This window comes from Kineococcus sp. AC630 (assembly GCF_979255925.1).
The window spans coordinates 130043-150471 of the sequence record NZ_CEEDMJ010000014.1 but is presented as its reverse complement, the minus strand read 5'-3'; the positions used below and the strand labels follow the sequence as shown (position 1 = coordinate 150471).

Annotated in this window: 19 protein-coding genes; 15 read left to right on the top strand and 4 right to left on the bottom strand. The window is 69.7% G+C overall.

The window, feature by feature from the left end; translation table 11 throughout:
* Positions 1-3: 3 nt before the first annotated feature.
* On the top strand, positions 4-594 hold the full coding sequence (locus tag AC0I8G_RS16190) for a hypothetical protein (RefSeq protein WP_471730849.1): 591 nt from the start codon (positions 4-6) through the stop codon (positions 592-594).
* 70 nt (positions 595-664) lie between these two features.
* Here the strand turns inward: AC0I8G_RS16190 and AC0I8G_RS16185 are convergent, their stop codons facing one another.
* Positions 665-1819 carry an ROK family protein gene (locus tag AC0I8G_RS16185; protein ID WP_471730848.1) on the bottom strand — a complete coding sequence of 385 codons (1155 nt, stop codon included), beginning with the start codon at positions 1817-1819 and terminating at the stop codon, positions 665-667.
* A 186-nt stretch (positions 1820-2005) separates the two neighbouring features.
* Here AC0I8G_RS16185 and AC0I8G_RS16180 point away from each other — a divergent pair, with 186 nt between their 5' ends.
* The 7 genes from AC0I8G_RS16180 to AC0I8G_RS16150 all read left to right on the top strand — a co-directional run bounded on the left by AC0I8G_RS16180 (position 2006) and on the right by AC0I8G_RS16150 (position 9506).
* Positions 2006-3124, top strand: a complete 1119-nt coding sequence (locus AC0I8G_RS16180) for a Gfo/Idh/MocA family protein (protein WP_471730847.1) — start codon at positions 2006-2008, stop codon at positions 3122-3124.
* Positions 3121-4071 (top strand): sugar phosphate isomerase/epimerase family protein, encoded by a 951-nt coding sequence (locus AC0I8G_RS16175; RefSeq protein ID WP_471730846.1) that lies wholly within the window; start codon positions 3121-3123, stop codon positions 4069-4071. Before AC0I8G_RS16180 ends, AC0I8G_RS16175 begins: the two co-directional genes overlap by 4 nt.
* A complete protein-coding gene (locus AC0I8G_RS16170; RefSeq protein ID WP_471730858.1) occupies positions 4068-5222 on the top strand; it encodes an ABC transporter substrate-binding protein in 1155 nt (384 codons plus the stop codon). Before AC0I8G_RS16175 ends, AC0I8G_RS16170 begins: the two co-directional genes overlap by 4 nt.
* Positions 5222-6187 carry an ABC transporter permease gene (locus AC0I8G_RS16165; RefSeq protein WP_471730845.1) on the top strand — a complete coding sequence of 322 codons (966 nt, stop codon included), beginning with the start codon at positions 5222-5224 and terminating at the stop codon, positions 6185-6187. The genes AC0I8G_RS16170 and AC0I8G_RS16165 overlap by 1 nt, the downstream gene beginning before the upstream one ends.
* Positions 6184-7002 (top strand): ABC transporter permease, encoded by an 819-nt coding sequence (locus tag AC0I8G_RS16160; protein WP_471730844.1) that lies wholly within the window; start codon positions 6184-6186, stop codon positions 7000-7002. The genes AC0I8G_RS16165 and AC0I8G_RS16160 overlap by 4 nt, the downstream gene beginning before the upstream one ends.
* Complete coding sequence (locus AC0I8G_RS16155; protein ID WP_471730843.1) at positions 6995-8086, top strand: ABC transporter ATP-binding protein; 1092 nt, start codon at positions 6995-6997, stop codon at positions 8084-8086. The genes AC0I8G_RS16160 and AC0I8G_RS16155 overlap by 8 nt, the downstream gene beginning before the upstream one ends.
* A 445-nt stretch (positions 8087-8531) precedes the next feature.
* Entirely contained in the window at positions 8532-9506 is a 975-nt protein-coding gene (locus tag AC0I8G_RS16150; RefSeq protein WP_471730842.1) for a DUF732 domain-containing protein, read from the top strand.
* Positions 9507-9815: 309 nt separating this feature from the next.
* Here the strand turns inward: AC0I8G_RS16150 and AC0I8G_RS16145 are convergent, their stop codons facing one another.
* The gene (locus tag AC0I8G_RS16145; RefSeq protein WP_471730841.1) at positions 9816-11561 is read right to left on the bottom strand and encodes a hypothetical protein; all 1746 of its coding nucleotides are present in this window, start codon (positions 11559-11561) and stop codon (positions 9816-9818) included.
* The gene (locus AC0I8G_RS16140) at positions 11558-12616 is read right to left on the bottom strand and encodes a hypothetical protein (protein ID WP_471730840.1); all 1059 of its coding nucleotides are present in this window, start codon (positions 12614-12616) and stop codon (positions 11558-11560) included. The genes AC0I8G_RS16145 and AC0I8G_RS16140 overlap by 4 nt, the downstream gene beginning before the upstream one ends.
* 328 nt (positions 12617-12944) lie before the next feature.
* On the opposite strand from AC0I8G_RS16140, the gene AC0I8G_RS16135 reads away from it, so the two are divergent.
* Both AC0I8G_RS16135 and AC0I8G_RS16130 read left to right on the top strand, forming a co-directional pair.
* A complete protein-coding gene (locus AC0I8G_RS16135; RefSeq protein ID WP_471730839.1) occupies positions 12945-13253 on the top strand; it encodes a DUF4193 domain-containing protein in 309 nt (102 codons plus the stop codon).
* 642 nt (positions 13254-13895) lie between these two features.
* Entirely contained in the window at positions 13896-14462 is a 567-nt protein-coding gene (locus tag AC0I8G_RS16130) for an HAD domain-containing protein (RefSeq protein WP_471730838.1), read from the top strand.
* A 37-nt stretch (positions 14463-14499) separates the two neighbouring features.
* Here the strand turns inward: AC0I8G_RS16130 and AC0I8G_RS16125 are convergent, their stop codons facing one another.
* Positions 14500-14874 (bottom strand): OB-fold nucleic acid binding domain-containing protein, encoded by a 375-nt coding sequence (locus AC0I8G_RS16125; RefSeq protein WP_471730837.1) that lies wholly within the window; start codon positions 14872-14874, stop codon positions 14500-14502.
* 543 nt (positions 14875-15417) lie between these two features.
* Here AC0I8G_RS16125 and AC0I8G_RS16120 point away from each other — a divergent pair.
* From AC0I8G_RS16120 to AC0I8G_RS16100, 5 genes are all read left to right on the top strand, one after another.
* Entirely contained in the window at positions 15418-16083 is a 666-nt protein-coding gene (locus AC0I8G_RS16120) for a hypothetical protein (RefSeq protein ID WP_471730836.1), read from the top strand.
* Positions 16080-17759, top strand: a complete 1680-nt coding sequence (locus AC0I8G_RS16115; RefSeq protein WP_471730835.1) for a hypothetical protein — start codon at positions 16080-16082, stop codon at positions 17757-17759. The genes AC0I8G_RS16120 and AC0I8G_RS16115 overlap by 4 nt, the downstream gene beginning before the upstream one ends.
* Positions 17752-18507: a hypothetical protein gene (locus tag AC0I8G_RS16110; protein ID WP_471730834.1), complete on the top strand. Its 756-nt coding sequence runs from the start codon at positions 17752-17754 to the stop codon at positions 18505-18507. The genes AC0I8G_RS16115 and AC0I8G_RS16110 overlap by 8 nt, the downstream gene beginning before the upstream one ends.
* Positions 18508-18652: 145 nt before the next feature.
* Positions 18653-18880 (top strand): DUF4193 family protein, encoded by a 228-nt coding sequence (locus AC0I8G_RS16105; RefSeq protein WP_471730857.1) that lies wholly within the window; start codon positions 18653-18655, stop codon positions 18878-18880.
* Positions 18881-19129: 249 nt separating this feature from the next.
* Positions 19130-20188, top strand: a complete 1059-nt coding sequence (locus AC0I8G_RS16100; RefSeq protein WP_471730833.1) for a PDDEXK nuclease domain-containing protein — start codon at positions 19130-19132, stop codon at positions 20186-20188.
* The last annotated feature ends 241 nt before the right edge of the window (positions 20189-20429 follow it).

Genomic DNA, 20429 nt, shown 5'->3' with positions numbered 1-20429 from the left:
GCGATGACTTCCACGACCGTCCCGGCCGGGACTCTCACGACGATCCCGGCTGGGCTGGGTCCCCTGAACCGGCTGGTGGTGCCGATCGGCGTCGTGTGCTCGATCACGCACCTCGTGCTGGCGCCGGTGCACGGTGTGGACCACCCGGCCGTCGGGATCCTCACGGTCGCTGCGGCCGTGTTCTGCCTGTTCCACCTGGCTCATCTGTGGCGGGTTCCCACCGTCCACGGCTGGTGGAGCACCGGTGCGCTGGGCGCGCTCATGAGCGTGCACTCCCCCGTGCTGGACGCCCTCGCCGGCTCGGGCGGTACAACCCAGCACCTGCCACTGCCCGGGACCGGGCACCACAGCGCCTCGACCCCGCTGCAGGCCTTCTCGCTGGAAAGCCTGGCAACCGTGGGCACCCTGGCCGGGGCGGTCCAGACCGTGCTCTGCCTCGTCGTGGTCCTGCGCGCCTACGACGTCACGCCGGTCCCCCGGTCCCCCGGTCCCCCGTTCCCCCTGATCGCCCCGGTCTGCACCTCAAGGTGGCCGCCGCAGCCGGAATCGTCGCCGCGATCGCCCAGGAGGAGACCACCGGCACGTCGTAGCTGAGCGCCCGAGGACCTCGCGACCTCCGGTGCGCCGGAGGTGGACGAACCCGCCCGACGCCCGGCCTGACCGCTCAGGCCTCCTCGGCCTGGTCCTGCGGTTGAATTTCCGGGGCGCCGGCGTAGAAGTCTGCCCGCATCGTCTCCACGCACATCCGCAAGCAGCCGACGAGCACGCTGCGGTCACCGAAGCGCGAGCCCACGACGCGCGTGCGCAGTGGTCGGTCGTTTCTGGCCAGCTCCTGCGCCAGTGCGGGCACGAGCAGGTCCTGCACCATGCCCAGAGTTCCGCCGAGGATGATCTCCTCCGGCGCCAGCATCCAGGCGATCGTCGTCACGGCGGGAACCAGGCTGTGGGCCAGCCGGTCCACCTCGGCCAGCGCGGCCGGGTCCCCGGCGCGGGCGGCCGCGACGAGCGCGGTAGCGGTGTCGTGATCGCTCCCGGCCTGGTCGGACAGCCCGTGCAGCAGGGGGCTGCGCAGCGGCCCCAGCCCCAGGGCCGGCGCCCAGGTGATCTCGCCCGCGGCTCCGTCCAGCCCTCGGTGCACCTCTCCGCGCAGCACGATGCCCAGGCCCACGCGGTCACTGTCGGAGAACAGGTACGCGAAGTCTTCGACGTCGTCCGCGCGTGACCACTTCTCCCCCAGCGCTGCGAGCTTGGCGTCGTTCTCGACGTGCACCGGACCGGTGACAAGTTCCCCGATCTCCTCGGCCAGGGAGAATCCCGTCCAGCCGGGCATGGTCATCGGCAGGTCGACCGTGCCGTCGTCGTGCACGATGCCCGGCGTCGAGACGGTCGTTGCGACGACGTCGCCCGGGGCGACCCCGGCCGAGCGCAGCAACCCGCTGACCAGCCCCCGCAGGTGCCCCAGTCGGTCGGTGCGACTGGTGGCCATCGGCAGCGGCTCGGCGGCCTCGGCGACGACGTCCGCGGCGAGGTCGGTGAGCGTGGCGGTGATCTGCCCGGCGTCCAGCTGGATCGCCAACAGGTTCCCGGCGTCGTAGCGGAACGCGAACACCCGCGCCGGGCGGCCCTTGGGCCGCCCGGACGTCGGCGGCGCGAGTTCGATCACCTGCCCAAGGGCCATGAGGTCGTCGAGGATGAGTTCCAGCGTCCGGCGGGACAGCCGCAGTTCCCGTTGTAGGTCGGCCATCGTGGCCGGACTACTCCGGTACAGGGCGTCCAGCGTCGACGCGGCGTTGTGCTGGCGCATCGCAAGGTGATCCATGAACAGCTCCTCTCCATCTGGAAACATACCGGTTACAGGAAGAGTATTGCTATCACCGCGCACAAAGCAGTAGCGTCGTTTCCACGACGTCCTCCGCAAGCCTCCAGGACGTCGTTCCAGTGGCTCGGACCCCCGTCGCGACGGGCGGCGACCACAGCGTCTCTCTGCAAGGGAAGCGGTGACCCCATGATTTCCACCGGTACCGTCACCGGCATCGCCATCGTCGGCTGCGGCAACATCTCCGGCGCGTACTTCCGCGGCCTGCAGCGGTTCGCCGGCCTACGTGTCGTCGCCTGCACCGACCTCGACGCCGACCTCGGCCGTGCAGCGCAGGAGCGCTACGGCGTCCCCTTCGTCGCCTCCATCGAGGAACTGGGGGCTCGCGATGACGTGGACGTCCTCGTCAACCTCACGCCCCCACTGGCCCACGAGAGCGTGATCGCGAACCTCATCGCGACAGGCAAGCACGTCTTCACCGAGAAACCGCTGACCGCCTCCTTCGCCACCGCGGCCCCGCTCGTGGCCGCGGCCCGCGAGGCCGGGGTGTCACTGGCCTCGGCGCCCGACACGTTCCTCGGCTCGGCGGGCCAGACCGCCCGCGCCGTCGTGGACGACGGGCTCATCGGTGACGTCATCGGGGTCACCGCGTTCGTCACGCACAGCAAGGCCGAACTCTGGCACCCCAACCCCGGCTTCCTGTTCACCCGCGGTGGCGGCCCGGCCCTGGACATGGGTCCCTACTACCTCGCCGCTCTGGTCAACCTGCTCGGCCCCGTCGCCTCGGTGTACGCCACAGCCCGCACCGGGACCACCCTCCGCCCGGTCACCGCGCCAGGGCGCATGGTCGAGCACGTCGAGGTCACCATCCCCACCCACTCCTCGGCCGTGCTGGAGTTCGCCTCCGGCGTGCTGGGCACGGTGATGGCCAGCTTCGACGTGTGGGACCACGAGCTGCCGTTCCTGGAGCTCTACGGCACCCGCGGCACCCTCAGCCTGCCCGACCCCAACGACTACGACGGCACCGTCCGGATCCGCCCGCACGGCGCGGAGTCCTGGCTGGACCTGGCGCCGGTCATCTCCGCCTTCACCGCCGCCACCGCGGCGGCGGACCTGCCGCTGCGTGGGCCCGGGGTTGCCGACCTCGCCGAGTCCCTGCACGGCTCCAGCCTGCGCGTCGGCGCCGACTTCGCCCTGCACGTCCTGGAGACCCTCGACGCCCTGGCCCTGGGCACCGACGGACTCCGCCGCGACCTGAGCACCACCTGCACCCGCCCGGAACCGTCGAAGGAGACCTGGACCCAGTGAGCACCTCCCCGCGCACCTTCGGCGTCGACCTCATCACCTTCTTCCACCACAACTTCTGGGGCCTCTCCGACCGCACCCAGCTGAGCGACCCCGCGGCCCTGGAGCCGGTGAAGTTCTGGAACGGCGTCTTCGACGGCTTGCAGGCCGCCGGGGTCCGCGAACTTGAGATGACGTTCGCCCCCGCCGACCGCAAAAGCGCCCTCGCCGCGTTCGGCTCCGCCCCGGCGTTCCGCGCCGAACTCGACCGACGCGGGCTGAGCGTCGTCAGCAGCTACTTCGGCGACATCGAGCACGCTACGGACATCACCGACCCGGCTGTCCGCGAAGCAATCCTGCAGGCCGCTGACACCGAGGCGGAATTCCTCGCCGCGCTCGGCGCGAAGCACCTCGTCGCCGGACTGCCTATGCGCCGCAACGACCCCAGCGGCTCCGGGCTCCTACCGGTGGACATGGCCACCGCGCTGCCGATCGCCGACCTGCTGCACGCCGTCGGCGCGATCACCGCCCGCCACGGCGTCACGCTGGCGTTGCACACCGAGAGCCACTCGGTGTTCTGGAACGCCCGCGACGTCGACCTGTTCCTCCTGCTGACCGACCCGCTGCTGGTCTCCTTCTGCCCCGACACCGGTCACCTCTTGCTCTCCGGCAGCGACCCGGTCCAGGTCGCGGCGCGCCACCGCGACCGCATCGCACTGGCGCACTGGAAAGACGCCAGCGGGGCCATGCGCGAAAGCGTGCAGGTCGACGACACCGTGTTCGCCAAGCACCAGCCTTACTTCCGCCCCGCCGGTCGGGGCGTCATGGACTGGTTCGCCTGGGCGCGCCTGCTGCGCGACATCGGGTACTCCGGCGGTGTACTGCTGGAACTCGACGTGGCCGCCGACCCGGTCGGCCAGCTGACCCAGGCCCGCGAGTTCCTCGAGAACGTCACCCGCACCATCCTCTGACTTCACACCCCTCGAAGGAGAAGGCCCGTGAACCCCGTGACCCAGAACCTGATGACTCGCAAGTCCGCCCTGCGGATGATGGCGGGCTCCGCAACCACGATCGCCGGCGCCGGTGCCTGTCCTCCTGCTCGCTGGACTCCAACGCGGGCACCGACTCGAGTGAGAAAACGCTCACGGTCGCCATCTGGAAGGGCTACGGCGCCGACCTGCCGTGGGTCGCGGAGGCGTTCAAGGCGAAGACCGGGGCGACGCTGAAGTTCCAGTACATCGACTCTCTGGCCAGCCTGCTGCAGCTGCTGGCCAAAGCCGACGGGGCGATCGACGTCGCGCTGCCCAACATCCAGTACATCGGTGCCGGTATCGACCAGGGCCTCTTCCATGAACTCGACACCAGCAAGTTGGCGAACTACGCCGAGATCTACCCCGAGTTCGCCGAGCGGGCGGAGATCCGCAAGGGCGAGACCCTCTACGGCATCCCGTGGACGTGGGGTAGCACCGGTCTGTTCTTCAACGGAAGCCAGGTCACGCCGGCGCCGGACTCGCTTGCGATCTTGTGGGACCCGGCCTACGCCGGGCGCACCGCCCTCATCGACGACGCGAACGTGCTCGTCCCCATCACCGCGCTCTACCTCGGGCAGGACCCGCAGAACCCCGACATGGCCACGGTGACCCCGGCCTTGCAGCAGCTGAAGGACAACGCGAAGCTGACGTACTCCTCTACGGACGACCTGGCCAAGGCCGTCGCCAGCGGCGCCGTCGTCGCAGGCATCGCGAACTCCGACGGTATCGGCGGGCTCATCGCCTCCGGCGAACCCGGCGCGTCGGACCTCGTGTACGTCGTCGCGAAAGAGGGCGCCGTGGGCTGGATCGACAACTGGACCATCGCGGCCAGTAGCACCAAGCTCGACCTGGCCTACGAGTGGCTGAACTACATGACCAGCTCGGACTATCTGAAGAAGTGGGCGGAGACCCCGGAGGATGCCTCACCGGCCCCCGCGAACGAGGCCGTCGTCGGTTCCCTGGACGCCGACACGCTGACCCGCCTGCAGGCCCAGCCGGACAGGATTTCCGCCCTAGCGCTGCAGTTGCCGCAGCCGGACGACGTGCTGCAGTCGTGGACCGACGCCTGGACCCAGGTCAAGGCCTCCTGATGAGTCCGGCCAGGGGCGCGGGGGGCTCCCCCGCGCTGCAACGGACGGGGGCGACGGCGCTGTTGCTGGCCCCCGGCGGGATCTTGCTCGTGCTCTTCGCCGCGCTGCCGCTGGTGGCGTTGCTCTTCATCGGGTTCAGCACCGGCGACGGCCTCGGGTTCGACAACTTCGGCCAGGTGCTGGGCTCCTCGACGTACGTCCCGCTGCTGGTCAAGACGCTGCTCATCGCCTTCGCCGTCACGGTGATCAGTATCGCCGTCGGGTGGCCTGCGGCCTGGGCGCTGGCCCGGTACGTGACGCCGAAGCACCGGCCCACCGTGCTCAGGCTTGTCGTCATCCCGTTCATCACCTCCCAGCTGCTGACCATCTACGGTTTCGTCGTCCTGCTGCAGGCCGGTGGGCCGATCATGTGGCTGCTGTCGTCGGCCGGGCTGACCTCCTCGCAGGCGTCGCTGATGTACACCCCGACGGCGACGTTCGTCGTGCTGGTCGTCGAGAGCCTCCCGACGGCGATGCTCGTCCTGTACTCGGCCTCGGAGCAGGTCGAGAGTTCGCTGCTCGAGGCGTCGCGGACGCTGGGCGCCGGCCGGTTCACGACGTTCATGCGGGTCGTCTGGCCGGTCTGCTCGTCGATGGTGGGGGTGAACTTCGCGTTGACGTTCGTCCAGACCGTCGGCGCGTTCGCCGAACCCGCCATCGTCGGCGGCCCGAGCGGGCAGATGTACGGCAACACCATCGCCGCGCAGCTGCAGCAGGGCGTCCACCGCGAGTTCGCCATCGCCCTGTCCCTGGTGATGCTGTTGGCCAGCCTCGTCGTCGTCGGCCTGGTGAGCGGCCTCCTTGGCTGGCAGCGGACTCGGCAGGGCGGGTCGAACGCGCGCACCCTCGCCATGCCGGCGGCCTCCTCGGGCGTCGAGCGCCTCGCCGAGGCCCCGGCTCCGGCCACGGAAGGAATGCTCCGTTGAACCAGCCCGTCCCCCGCCTGCTCAAGGCCTACCTCGTCGTCGTCCTGGTCGTCATGGCGCTGCCACTGGTCAGCGTCATGGCCCTCTCGCTGAACAAGTCGTCCTACGGAACGCTGCCGTTCTCCTTCAGCACACGCTGGTACGAGGCGCTGGCGTCGAACTCCAGTCTCGTGCAGGCGCTGGTCACCAGCCTGAACCTGGCGTTCCAGGCGATGGCGTTCGCCACGATCGTCGGCACCCTGCTCAGCCTGGCCCTGGTGCGCAGCGGCAAAGCCGTCAACCTGCCGGTCAACGGGCTCCTGCTGGCACTGCTGACCGTACCGGCCTTGGTACTGGCCGCGGGTTTCGTCATCGTGTTCGACTGGATCGGGCTGGGCTCAAGCTCTACGTCGCTGGTGCTGGCCTCGGTCGTGACGTCGCTGCCCTTCGTCGTCCTCATCGTCGGCGGCCGACTGCGCGACCTGGACCCGAACCTCGCCCAGGCCGCGCGGTCGCTGGGCGCGGGGCCGGTGCGGGTGTTCACCACCGTGACCGTGCCTCTGGTCGGACCGGCCATCGTGGCGGGCGCGATGCTGGCGTTCTTGACGACGTTCAACAACTTCGCCATCCAACTGTTCCTCTCGCCCATCGGGATCTCCACCCTGCCTGTGCAGATCTACTCGATGGTCCGGCTCGGCGTCACCCCCGACGTGAACGCCCTCGCCACTCTCATCATCCTGGCCACCGTCGCCCTCGTGGTGGTCATCACCTGGCTCTCGGGCAACGCGGCCCGGTTCCTCTCGACCTCCAAGAACAGCGAGGAGAACGATGGCTGAGCTGACGATCTCGGGCGTCTCGAAGTCCTTCCACGGCACGACGGTCCTGCACCCGCTGGACCTGCAGGTCCCAGACGGCAGCTTCTGCGCCATGCTCGGCTCCTCAGGGTCGGGCAAGTCGACGCTGCTGCGCATCGTGGCGGGCCTGGAGGTCCCCGACGGCGGGGCGGTGCGCATCGGCGGCCGCGACGTCACCCGCACGCCCGTGGAAAAGCGGAACATCGGCTTCGTCTTCCAGAATTACGCTCTCTTTCCGCATCTGAGCGTACGGGCCAACGTGACGTACGGGCTGAAGGCGCAGCGGATCCGCGGCGCCGAGGCCAACCGGCGGGCCGAGGACATGCTCACGCTGGTCGGCCTGAAGGGGTACGGCGACCGCTCCCCCCGGCAGTTGTCCGGCGGCCAGCAGCAGCGCGTGGCCCTGGCTCGCGCGCTGGTCACCGAGCCCGACCTGCTGCTGCTCGACGAACCGCTGTCCGCGTTGGACCGCAAGATCCGCGGTGACATGCAGCGTGAGATCAAGCGCATCCACCACGAGACGGGCCTGACCACCATCATGGTCACGCACGACCAGGAGGAGGCGATCGACCTCGGCGACAAAGTCCTCCTACTGGACCAGGGCCACGTCCAGCAGAACGAGGTCCCCGAGGCGCTCTACCGCGCGCCGCGTAACCGTTTCGTCGCCCAGTTCCTCGGCGCCCACCACGTCGGCCGCGGAACCGTCCACACCGACGGCCTGCAGACCCACGTCGACCTCGGCGGTCTAGTCCTGCCCAGCGCCCGCCCCGACCTGGTCACGGGCAGCGCCGTGGACGTGCTGGTGATGTCGGAGAAGGTGCGAGTCTTCCCCACCGCCACGGCCGACGCGTCGATCGGGCGACTAGGACCTGTTGATTTCTTCGGCCCGATCGCCCGGACGGAGATCGACACGGGCGGGACCACAATTCCCGTGACCATGCTGTCGCAGGATTCCGAACACCTCACCACCGGCGCTGAAGTCTGGTTCACGATCGCGCCCGAGGGCGTGCACATATTCCCCAGCGAGTCCTCAGCGAGCAGCACGCCGTTGCCCGCGCGGAACTAAGCTTGACATTTTACCTCCAACTCTCTGTCGAGAAGTCGAAGGTGGACAGCGAGACGGCCTTGAGGTGATCATCAGCGTTGTCGAGACGTTGCTGATCAACCTCAAGGCCGGCACGGGCACTTGTTCCTCGTCACCGCGCAGCAGGAGGTTCGAAGCTGACTCGGACCGGCACTGGCCTGCTCAGCCTCCGGGCCGGACCTGGCCGGCCTTAACGACCTGCTCGACGGGTGCGCGTCAGAGTTTCTGCGCTTCTGTCCCGCTGGAGGCGTCTTCGCGGTTCGCCAGCACACGCTTCGGGTGGTGCACCACCCGCGTGAGCAGGCCATCACTGAGCTGTTTACCCCCCATGGTTCCGGCGTCCCCTCCCAAAGGCAGTCCGCTCACACCGGTCAGGGCCCGGTCGCAGGTCGGATGCGTGCCCGCGTTGGGCGGTGAAGCTTCGGCGGTGAAGTACCGCTGCGAGCACCTGCAGCTTCTGGAGGCCGTGCGCGCAACTGAGTGGCGGATCGTGGAGACCAAGGACAGCTGCTTGGTCCACCCCAGCGATCCCACCTGGCTCCGACTGCCGTTGGTAAAACCACTAGCACTCGCCGAGCCGCCCGTGACGCTCGAGCACGCCTACGCCGCGCCGGTCTGGCCGCCATCTGAGCTCAGAACGGGCATGGGTGTCGCAGGTGCGCACGGGTACGCCGTTGATGGATGCCTTGCCGGAACCGTCCTGGACGCATCGCACTGTGATCGGTCAGGTACCGGCGCGCGAGTGCCGATGCTGATGGTTGGTAGAGCCATCGAGAGCCATGAGACTGGGAGCGCGACGGCCTCGGTGGTGCTGGGGGTACTGTCCTTCCTCCCCGTCTTGGGGTGGCTGTCGATCCTGGGCCTGATCCTCGCTCTGGTGGGCAGAGGCCGTGGCGAACATCCCCTGACGCGGTCGCGGGCCAAGGCCGGGGTGTTGATCAACGCCATCTCCCTAGCCTGGTTTCCCATCCTGGTCGCCCTAGTAGTCTCTGGGACCGGCGCCGCGTTGCTCGGACTGAACCACGACTCGACCGCGGCGGCAGCAGCAGCAGCAGCAGCGCCAGCTACACCGTGGTCACCGCCGGCCTCGATCACTCCCCCTGCCGGACCGATAGAGGCCGAGGACCCGCAGGAAGTCGCGCGTGACCAGCGTCTGGCGATGGGTGAACTGACACCGGCCGAGCAGCAGTTCCTCGCCGACGTCGACTCAGACCGCGCCGCCCTGATCGCGGCCGACTTCACCGCCGAAGTGGACGTCGTCGGAATCGGCTACGGCATCTGCTCCTACGTCGACCAGGGTGTCTCCGAGAGCGATGCTGCGACGGAGCTGGCTGGCCAGAACTACCTGGACCCCGCCGTAGCCACGGACGTGGCCCACGCAGCGGTGGCGCATCTCTGCTGAGCACAGAGCAGGTGCTCACCTGCTCAACGCGGCGAGACGCCGAGTTTCTTGCACTGCCGCCCATACGGGAGCGTCTTCGCGTACATCAGCACACGCTGCAACGGGTGCGCACGCGCGCCGGCGGCCTATCTCCGAGCCAGACACGACCCGGCGATAGCGCCGGCAGGTGTCCGCGGCTGGGGTGGTCAACTGCCAACCGTCCCGCGGACCCTTGCAGCCATGCTGCAAGCAACCGCGCTGGCGCAGTTAGAGCGTGCTCGTCCGCCCGACCCGATCACCCACACCCCCCTGGCCTGAGCCAGTGGAGTTTCAGGTCCAGTTGGGGTTCAGCGTCAGCAACGTCATCGGATCCGCCATCCAGGCGTCGAACTCATCGACGGTCACGAACAGCGGCTGCCCGTTGAAGCAGCGCGCGACCTCGGCGAGTCGTTTGAGCACCTCCTGCGGGTCGGCGCTGGTGACCGCGATCAGCGCGTCGTCCAACAGCGGTCCGACGGTGGCACTGACGTAGGCGTTGCGTTCCTCCCCTAGCGCCCGCTCCGCCTCCCCCAGCAGGATCGTGGTGGCAAGAGCGGAAGCGGTCTCGTCCTCCAGGGCGACGAGGAGCGCCTCATCGACGTCCTGCCCGGCGGCGAACTCGGCGCGGACCGCGGTAGCCGCGGCGCGCAGACCCTGGCTGATCAGCGTCGCCGCGGCCTGACCCACCACCGCACCGACGAGGCCGCCGACGACCGGAACCGGGATCACCGTCTGCCCCAGCCCACTACACACCCCCACTAGCGTCGCGCGCAGCGCAGAGTCACAACAGCGGGCAGCGAGTTCGGCGGAGTCGATGTCCCCCCGGGCAAAGGCGACGCCGGCGACGGTGATGTCCACGACCGCGCCGGCCATCGCCGAGGGTGCAGAACCCTGCCCGAACGCGGCAGGCAGAGCGCCGGCCTGGGCGGCGATGCCGATGGCCTTACCCAACCCGGCACCAGAGGCCGAGCGCACCGCCCCCATCGCCGCCGCCCCCGCGGCAGTCGCGGCAGCCGCAGCCGCGGAGGTCTCCCCCGCACGGACCCGCGCGGCCTGACTCGCGGCTTCCATCAACCCCGCCACGACGGCACCGGTCGCGGCCCCGACCGCCATCGCCGCACCAACCTCACGGCCGGCGACAGAAGCAGCGTGCTTATCGCCCCAGCGGGAGGAGTTACCGGCGGCGTGGTGGGCCGCTTCGGTGGACACCGGACGGCTGCGCACGGTGGTGACGTGCCCGGCCGCGTCGGTGGTGTCGATGTGCAAGGTGTCGCTGACGTAGGCGCGGGCGTCGGCGTAGTCGTCGAACTTCAGCCCCTCGGGGTTCATCCGCAGCCGCCGGTCGAGCAGGCTCTCCACTCGGGCGAGCTTGTCGGCGCCGATAAGGCGTTGCATTCCCTCGTAACGCTCCTGGGAGATACCGCTGGCGGCGGTCGTCGCCTTTCCCATCAGTTTCGCCTGCGCCGCGGCCAACAGCCGCCCACCCTCCGCTGCCGGACCATCGGTGAGGTGCAGGTCCGCCGGTGCGCTCTGCGAGCCCCCCTTGACCCACTCGGTGGTGGAAGCACGGATCCTCGAACCCTTGGCGATGGCGTCGTGGTTGAACGTCGCCTGGTGCATGACCTCGAAGAGGTGCCCGGCGCGCTGGGGGTTCCCGAGGTTGCGGTAGCGATGAGCGACTTCCTGCGCGAGTTCACGGATCTGCAAGGCTTCTGCGGTCTGAGCCGCCCGGACGACTTGGCGGCGGGTGCCGGCGTTCACCAGCGCCCACGCTGCGGCCTGCGCTCCCACCTTCGCTGCGGCTCCAGCAGCCGCTCCCGCAGCAACCGCTGCCCCCGCTCGGGCAGCTCCGGCTCGCCCTCCAGCACGCCAGACCCGGCGAGCGCGAGGACTCGAAGCGTCGGGCTCCTCAGGGCCGCCCGCCTCCTCGGGGGCATCAAGCTCATCGGGTGCATCAAGCCCGCCGGGCGCGGGGTCATCGACACCACGTGAGGCCTCGACAAACTCTTCGGATCCCTCAGCCGTGCCCTCGATCACGAGGCCGCCCCCGCGCTCGCCGATTCCTCCGCCTCAGCAGCCGTCCCGGTTCCCGTCTCAGCACCCGCCTCACTACCCGCCTCGTCGTTCGCCCCGGTCTTGCCGGCAGCAGGGTCTGCGGCGGCAGCACGCTCATCGGCGAGGTCATGCAGGCGCTCGCGGGCATCGTCGACGACCTGACCCGACAAATCGCTCACCACCCCTTCCTCATCCGCCAGCGGGGTGGCCATCACCGAGATCGTCGTCGTCATCAACGACACCGTCGTCGCAACCTGCGCGCGCTGCGCCGGGGTGTAGGCGGCGTAGTCGGTCTCGGCGTCGACGAGGAGACGCAGGTACTCGAGGTGGATTCCGGCTTCAGCCTGCAGGTCGCTGAGCAGGGTGCGGACCTGCCGGCTGCGGTGGATGACCGCAGCGGTGATTTCCTCCGCCCGCTGCAGGTCCGTCTCAGAGACTGCGAGCGCCTCGGCGCCGGCCTGCTGACGGCGGCGTTGACGTCGTCCCTGCCAGATCACCACTCCCACGGTGGCCAGCACGGCTGGCGCGGCGACCAAGCTGCCCAGCACGAGCGTGCCAGCTGCGACCCCACCGCCGCCGGCGGCCAGGGAGCCCCCACCGAGGGCGGCCAGGGTGGCGCTGGTGGCCGCGGCCCCGGAGAGACCGGAGATGGCGGTGCCGGTGGAGGCCGCGGCGAACGCACCCACCGTGGCGAACGCCCCGACCCCGGCGCCGGCGCCTACGCCCAAGCCGCCGGCGAGCGCTCCGACGGTGTGCAGGGCGCTCAGACGCACCTGGGTGACCTCCACCTGCGGGACGTGCCCGGCGGTGGGTAGGTCGATGCTGGCCAGCTCAGCGAGGTCGACGTTTTTCAGCCGGGCGAAGACGTCGCGGAAGGGAACCAGGACGTGGTCGTAGATCTCCTGGCGGCGTTGCTCCTGCGCCAGGCGTTCGCGCTCTGCGCGCTTGAGTAGGGCGGCGTGGCGGTCCTCGAGCTCCTCCTGCTGGCTGCGGTTGGCTCGTCCCAACCGGACAGCCTCGACCCAGGCGATGCCCACGACGTCCCCCTGACCCAGTGCGCGTGCTCTAGTGCCCTGGTGCAGCGGTCTGGACCGGGCTGGATCCAGCATGCCCCGCCCCTACGACACGCTGCCACCGATTCGGCACAGAGGGTCACCTACACGTGAGCGGACAGGACGCGACGCACCTCGTCCGCGAGTCTGCAGAGCTCCACGGTGAGCGTCGTGAGCGTGGTGCGGGCCACAGTCCGGCGAGGCGCGGCGCGGGCATGCGCGCGGTCTCGGCGTGGTTGAGTACCGCGCCCTCGTACCCAGACAGACCGTCAGGGCACCGGGCAGACGACGCACCACACGGGGAGAAGAACTGATGGCAACCGACTACGACGCACCACGCAAGACCGACGACGACGACACCGACTCCATCGAGGAACTGAAGACCCACCGCACCGACAAGACCTCGTCCTCCCGCGTCGATGAGGACGAGACCGACGCCGCCGAGGGCTTCGAGCTGCCCGGTGCGGACCTCTCCGGTGAGGAGCTGACAGTGCAAGTCCTGCCGCGTCAGCAGGACGAGTTCACTTGCACCAGCTGCTTCCTGGTCAAGCACCGCAGCCAGCTGCACGCCGCCCAGAGCAGCAGCGACGGTCAGCTGATCTGCAACGACTGCGCCGACTGACGCGTCCTCGTAGCCGGCTCGCCCCGCGGGCTCCCGTCGATCCCCGTCCGCCACGCGGACGGCGGCACGGCTGCGGCGATGAGCGGGGCCCCGGTCCGCTCGAGCCCTCCTGTTCGAAGGGTGCGTGGTGCGCACTGCCGCCGCACCGCCGCCCTGCCGCACCGCCGCCCTGCCGCACTGCCGCACTGCCGCACCGCCGCCCTGCCGCACTGCCGCACTGCCGCACCGTGAGTTTCCCCAGGCGAGACGAACGGGGTTCTTCTGTCGGTAGCGGTTGGTAGCGTCGTGAGTTGTCGATCTTCAGGGCAGGGTCCGGTGAGAGGGAGCGCGGGTGGCGATCACCGATTTCATCTTCACTCCCGTTCTCACGTCTGAGGTGGAGTACGACGTCGTGGGTGAGCGCGGAGGCCGGTGGACGTTGTTCCAGCGCGGGCGCACCTACGAAGACGCTGTGGTTGCGCTGGAGGAGGCCCGCTCGGGTGGCCCATCCGCCACCTGGCACCTGGTGCGCCGCACGACCGCGGTGACGGAGGAACTCCTACCCAGCGGCGCGGTTGAAGAACCTACCCCGGGACGCTAGATGGTGGACAAGCGCGTACTTCGTAGGTCGTGCAGCGCGAATCGAGGGAAGAGGTGAGGACGGTGGACGCAGCACTGCCGGTCTGGCTCTTGGACGTCGACGGCGTGCTCAACGCCTCCCGCCCTGGTTGGGGTGGCCCGCCTCGAACCCGCAACGCCACCTCCAACGGGGTGGGGTACCGCATCCGCTGGTCCCCGGCGCTACTGGACCGTGTCCGGGCTCTGCACCTCTCGGGCCGGGTGGAGATCCACTGGTGCACGACGTGGTGTCCAGACGCCGACCAGTTGGAGGCACTCTTCGGGCTTCCCTGCCTGCCGCGCGCGTGGTCGACGCCGTTGTTCGATCAGGAGGCCGCCACGGCGAAGCTGGCGGCGGCGCGGGAGGTGCTGGCCTCTGGGCGGGCGCTGGTGTGGACTGACGACACCGAAGTTCCCTTGGACGGTCCGGTGCGCGAGGAGCTGTTGAGCGCGGGACCGGCGCTGCTGCTCCGTCCGACGCCCGCTCGAGGTCTGCAGCCGGGTGACCTGGACGCCATCGACGTCTTCCTCGACTCCGTCGCCACCGCCGTTGCCGCAGCCGTTGCCGTTTCCTCAGCCCGCCGCGATCACGCGCCAGGAAGCAGTCGCTGACGCAGCCATCGCAGATGATGTGCGCCGGTCGGGTGCGTCAGGTCAACGCGTGCAGCTGTACCGCGAGGACGCTGACCCCTCGAGGACCGGTGCGGCGCACGCGGCCGGTGACCAGCAGCAGCGAGGCCCGGTACAGCAGGTGGTGACTGGTGGTTGCCTGGACGTCGGCGAAGATGGTGACGTCGACGCAGCCGGTGCCGTCCTCCAGGGTCAGGAACACGACCCGGCGTCCTGAGCGCACCGGCGGAGTCTGGGTCGCCACGCGCACTCCGGCGTCCAGGACGTCGACGTCGGTGCGCACCTCCAGCAGTCGCTGCGCCGGGGTGAAGCCTCGCCGGCGCAGTTCAGGCAGGTGCGGGGTGAGGACGTGCTGCTGCAGGTCCATCCCCGTGCTGGCCAGCTCGGTGCTCACCTGCTGCTCCGGGGTCGGCGCCAGATGCCCGGCGGCGGCGCTAGCCAGGTCGAGATCCCCCAGCGGCAACGCAAGCTGGCCGGAGTACCGAGAGCGGGACCGGCGCTGCGGTGCGTGGAGCGGGCGGCGCAGAGCGCTGCGGTCTCGTCATGCTGGGTCTCAGTGTTACAAGAGGTTGGGAGAAGTGGCCGCGGGAGGCGGTGACGGCGCTGCGGAGCTTGCTGGTTCCGACACCGCCCCCGCTCGGCCCGTCGCCAAGACTCGGCCCAGCCATGGGTGTCCCCGGTCTGGATCGGGCGCTGGTTCGCTCCAGGTGGGTCAGCCGGCTCCCCCGCGTCAGCACCCGCCTGCTTTCTACCTCCCTGTCCTGACCGCTGCCACGGTTTCAGCGGTAGACCCCCAGGGAACGATCCGGAACAGGGTGACCGAGGATTCGATCCCCACCGGTCGTGTTCCGAGGCGACGCGAGACACATCCCTGACAAGACGGATTAGACATGTCAGGGGGTATAGCGTGGCGTCACCGCCGACCCGGAGACGAGCCATGCCCCAGCAAGCCACGATCACCGAACCCCCCATCGGGGGAACCCGCGCGCAAGCCCTGTTGGGGGTGAATCCCGCCCAGTTGAACCGCCTGCGCGAGGTGGGTCTGCTGGGCGACGAGGAAACCCTGCGCACGATGCAGACCGAGGGCGGGCACTGGCGCTACGACGAGGCCCGCGTGCGCGAACTCGCCACCCGCCCCTGGGTGGACCTGCCCAGCCCCTCCCCCGACCTTGCCGTCCACCTCGCTCCCCTGACCCCGGATCCCCTGCACCGCGGCGGACGCAGGTACCAGGGGTGGCACGCCTTCGCCCACAGTCACGGGCTGAGCGCAGCTGAGCGTGAGGACGCCTGGGCGGGGTGGTGGATCTGTCGCCCTGAGCGCTACCTCGGGGCCGCCTTAGTCGGTGATGTGTGCGGCTTCGTCGTCGCGGTGGCCGCCATCCGCGGATTCCGCCTGGCTGAGGACGGGCGGGTGCGTTTCGAGGTGAGCCGGGCGACGAAACAGGTGCGGGCGCGCTACGCCGGGCGACGCTTCCGCGCCGCGCAGGGAGCAGCCGTTCAACCCCTGGGCCTGACACCGACAGCGACCGCGGTCGGGACGACCACCAGGACGGCCTCAAGACTCACCACGACGGCATCACGATCGACAGGAGTCCTCCGATGAGACCCGCCCCCTGGAAGGTCCGCCCCGTCGCGACCGTGTGGCTGGACTACGTCACCGGCATCGGCGTCACCGACAGCGGTGCCCGCGTCACCCCCAAGATCACCGGACGCCGCAAGCGACCTGTCCTGGTCGACCTGCTCGACACCGCCCACAACCTCTCCGCCGAGCGGATCATGCTGACCGGGAAGATCCCCCAGCAGGGCCTGGGCGAGCAGCACTGGCTCATCACCGAAACCCCCGGCTGGAGCGCCGGAGGGCACTGGCTCTCCAGTCCCCCCACCGGCCGCTTCACCCACGACATCACCGGCCGCAAGCTGGAGGTCCGCCTGGCCTCGGAGTGGTTCACCTCCCCCGACGCCTCCCTCACCCCCGACGAAGCCCGCCAGGCCTGGGTCGCCACCTCGGAGGCGCTCAAGTCCGTCGCCCGCGACGCGGAACTGCTGAAGTCCCCGGCCGCGACGGGAACGCAGTTGTGGGCGCAGTCCCTACCCCGCACCCTCGACCCCGAACCCCTCGACCCCGAGACTGCCGAGTTGTTGCACCGCACCGCCGGGCAGCACCGCATCGAACACCTCACCACCGGCGCCGGCGCCTGCGCGTGCGGGTCCTGCCGACCGCTGGTCGACGTGGGCGAACAACCCCGGGGCGGGTTCGCCTATGTCGACGGCCGCTTCATGTACGCCGCCCTGTGCCGCGAACTCGGCACTGGCCCCGCACGTCGACTGACCGGGGAGCAGGCCGAGGAGCTCCTGGCGTCCAACCCTTACGCCCGCGCCCGCTTCCACGTCCGCTTCACCGTCCCCGACGGCTGGGACACCCTCGGTGTGCTCCCCCTCGCCCACCACGACGCCGACGACGGCTGGCACTACCCCAACGTCCCCGGGGCTCACGGTGAGACCTGGGTCGACGGGGTGGAACTCAAACTCGCCCTGGACCACGGCTGGGGCATCGAGTTCCTGGACGGGATCGAGTTCACCAAGGCCCGCGTCCTGGACACCTGGGCCGACCGGCTCCGCCGCGCCCGCGAGCGCCTGGCCGGGGCTCAGGACCTGCCCCCGACGGTGCGCGCCGCCGCGGTCAGCGCGATGCGCGCGATCCTCATCCAAGGGATCGGCGCGTTCGCCTCCCGGGGACGGGAGACCACGCAGGTCGTGTGGTCGGCGCGTGATGTGCCACCCGCGGCCGCGTCCACGTTGGTGCGCTACGGAGAGGCGTTCGTGTTCCGCACCCGCGCTGCGCGCCCGCAGGGTCAGGCGGCGGCGTTGTACCGCCCGGAACTGGCCGCGCAGGTGTGGTCGCGGGGTCGGGCTCGGGTGCTGGAGTGCCCCACGGCCCTGTCGACGCGCCTGCCCGGGGTGGGCCTGGCCAGCTTGGGAGGTGCGTTGGAGGTCGACCCGGCGACGTTGCTAGCGGTCAACGGCGACGCGATCTACACCACCGAGGTCCCGGGGTGGTCGCTACCGATCGCCACCGGTGGCGGTGACGACGGTGACGTCGGGCGGATGCGCCTGCAGGGGTGGCTGCCCGCAGTGAAGCTGCCGACCACCGCCGCTGAACGCAACCGGTTGCGCCAGCGCGCCGAGGCGGCGGGGACTGGTTCAGCATGGTCGACGCCGTCTTCCGATGTCGCGGTCGACGCGGCTGACGCGGTCAGCGTGGAGGTGGCGGGTGCCTGATTCCTCGACTCCCAGCGCGGCGGACCTGATCGCCGATCTGCGGGCCTACGGCCTCAGCGTCAGCGAGATCGCGCGTGAGCTCGGCCGTTCTCCCCGCATGATCCGCAAGGTCGTGCAGGGGCAGAGCAGCGGGCAGCTCTACGTCACCGCCCTGAACGAACTGGTTCAGACCGGGCGGACTCAGGCGCCGCCCGCGCGCCGGCGCGGACGCGACGGTGAGCTCATGCGGGTACGTGCACCGCGAGGAGCCTCCGAGTCGACCCGCCGCCCTGAAGAAGGTGCGGGATCTCAGCAAGCCGAGGCCGCTGGACAGCCGCAGTCGCCCGCCGGCGGCGGCCAGCCCTCCCCCGCTTCAGGCGGACGAGCAGGGCGGGGCAGTGGGTTCAGCGACAGCACGACCTACCTGCCGGGCGGGGTGCGTCAGCACACGGTGACGGCACCACGCAGTGAAGGCAGCGGTCGGGAGCGGGCTCGCCAGGGCCTGCTGGGAGCGTTGCGCCGCGCCGCGCGCAGCCAGCGCGGGGGCCGCAAGAACGTCCGCTTCCGCGTGACCCTGCAGAACGGGACGACCGTCGAGGTCGGCGCCAAGGGCGGCTACGCCGTCTCCAAGGCCCTGGCGCGTTCGCGCAGTGAGGGTGACGACCCGTTCGCCTGGCTGGCCGGGGAGGTCGCCGACCGGCAATACCTGCAGAAGGCACTCGCCCGGGAGAACCTGAACATCGTCGGGGTGGAGGCAACGATCTACTGATCGCCGCACCGAATTCGGGTCACTGCGGAGACGCATCTGCAGCCTTGCCGCGATTCACTGAGTCGACCGGAGGGCATGCCCGACAGCCGAGAGGCTTGGACCTGACGCACCACGCAAGACCGACGAGGACCTCGAGACCGACTCGATCGAGGAACTGAAGACCCGACGCACAGAGAAGACGTCGTTCTCCCGCGTCGATGAGGACGAGACCGACGCCGTCGAGGGCTTCGAGCTGCCCGATGCGGACCTCTCCGGTGAGGAACTGTCGGTGCAGGTCCTGCCGCGTCGGCAGGACGAGTTCACCTGCACCAATTGCTTCCTGGTCAAGCACCGTAGCCAGCTGCACGCCGCGCAGAGCAACAGTGACGGTTAGCTGATCTGCCCCGACTGTGCCGACTGACTGGACCAGCGCTCCTCGCCCGGCTGACCACAATCCGACGGTCGTCGTCACCAGGGACACCGTCGTCACCAGGGACACCGTCGTGACCAGAGACACCGTCGTCGCCACGTGCGCTCACTGGAGCGGGGCGTAGGCGGCGCAGTTCGCCCTCGGCGTCAACGACAACCCGAAGCCCCTAAAGCCCCTACGGTCTGCGTCGGACCCGTACGTCAAGATCAGGGCATGACCAGCGCGCGGACCCCAAGCTCTGACGGCGGGCTCGAGCCCAGTGGCTATGCCCAGCTGCTGGAGGCGCTGAAGGAGCGGGTCCGCGCCACCCAAGTCCGCGCCGCTCGCGCCGCCAATACCGAGTTGCTGCGGCTGTACTGGTCCATCGGCCGCGACATCCTCGAGCGCCAAGAGCACGCCGGCTGGGGCGGCAAGGTCATCGACCGCCTCGCAAAAGACCTGCGCGCCGCTTTCCCCGACCAAAGCGGCTGGTCACGCTCAAACCTGCACTACATGCGCTCCTTCGCCGCGGCCTGGCCCGTGGAGAACGCATTCGTCCCACAAGCTGTGGGACAACTTCCCTGGGGCCACGTCCGGCTCCTGCTGGACCGCCTCGACACCCAGCCCCTCCGGGACTACTACGCCGCGAGCGCCGTGCAGTACGGCTGGTCTCGCAACGTGCTGGAGCATCACGTCGCTACCGGCCTGCACCGGCGTGAGGGGGAGGCGGTCTCCAACTTCGCCGCGCAGCTGCCGGCGGCAGACTCCGACCTGGCCCAGCAACTGACCCGCGACCCTTACGTCTTCGAGCACCTGGCGTTGACCCGACCGGCGGCTGAGCGTGAAGTCGAGCAGTCCTTGATGGACCGGCTGCAGGAGACCTTGACCGAGTTCGGCCATGGGATGGCTTTCGTTGGCCGCCAGGTTCACTTCTCCGTCGATGACAGCGAGATGATCATCGACTTGCTGTTCTTCTCCGTTGAGCAGGTCCGCTACGTCGTCATCGAGTTGAAGGTGGGCGCCTTCTCCCCCTCCTACACCGGTCAGCTCGGTGCCTACGTTGCCTTGGTCGATGAGCGGTTGCGTCGCCCTGACCGGCATGCCCCCACCGTGGGGATCCTGCTGTGCACGAAGGCCCCGCGTGAGCAGGCGGTGCGCTACGCCCTGGCCAGCACTGCCGCCCCCGTCGCGGTGGCCAGTTACACCTACGACCGCTTGCCTCCTGAGGAACGCGCCGCGTTGCCCGACGCGGCCACCCTGACCGCGGCCATTGCCTCGGAGCGTGCGGAGTGAGACTTCGGGACCAGGAGCCGGTTCCGTAAGGGTCAGGAAGAGACGGCTCCCTCTCGGACTACCTGTGCCAGCGTTGCTGTGTCCCGCTGAGCTTCATGCTGGGCGCCGCCATCTGGCAGGGCTCACAGATCCCCCAGCGGGGGCTGCCAGCCTCGCCGAGCGGCATGGAGCCTAGTCCCCAGTACTCGGGGCCGTCGCGGGGATGTTGCAGGGATGTTGCGGACGCTTAAGAGGGCACGGC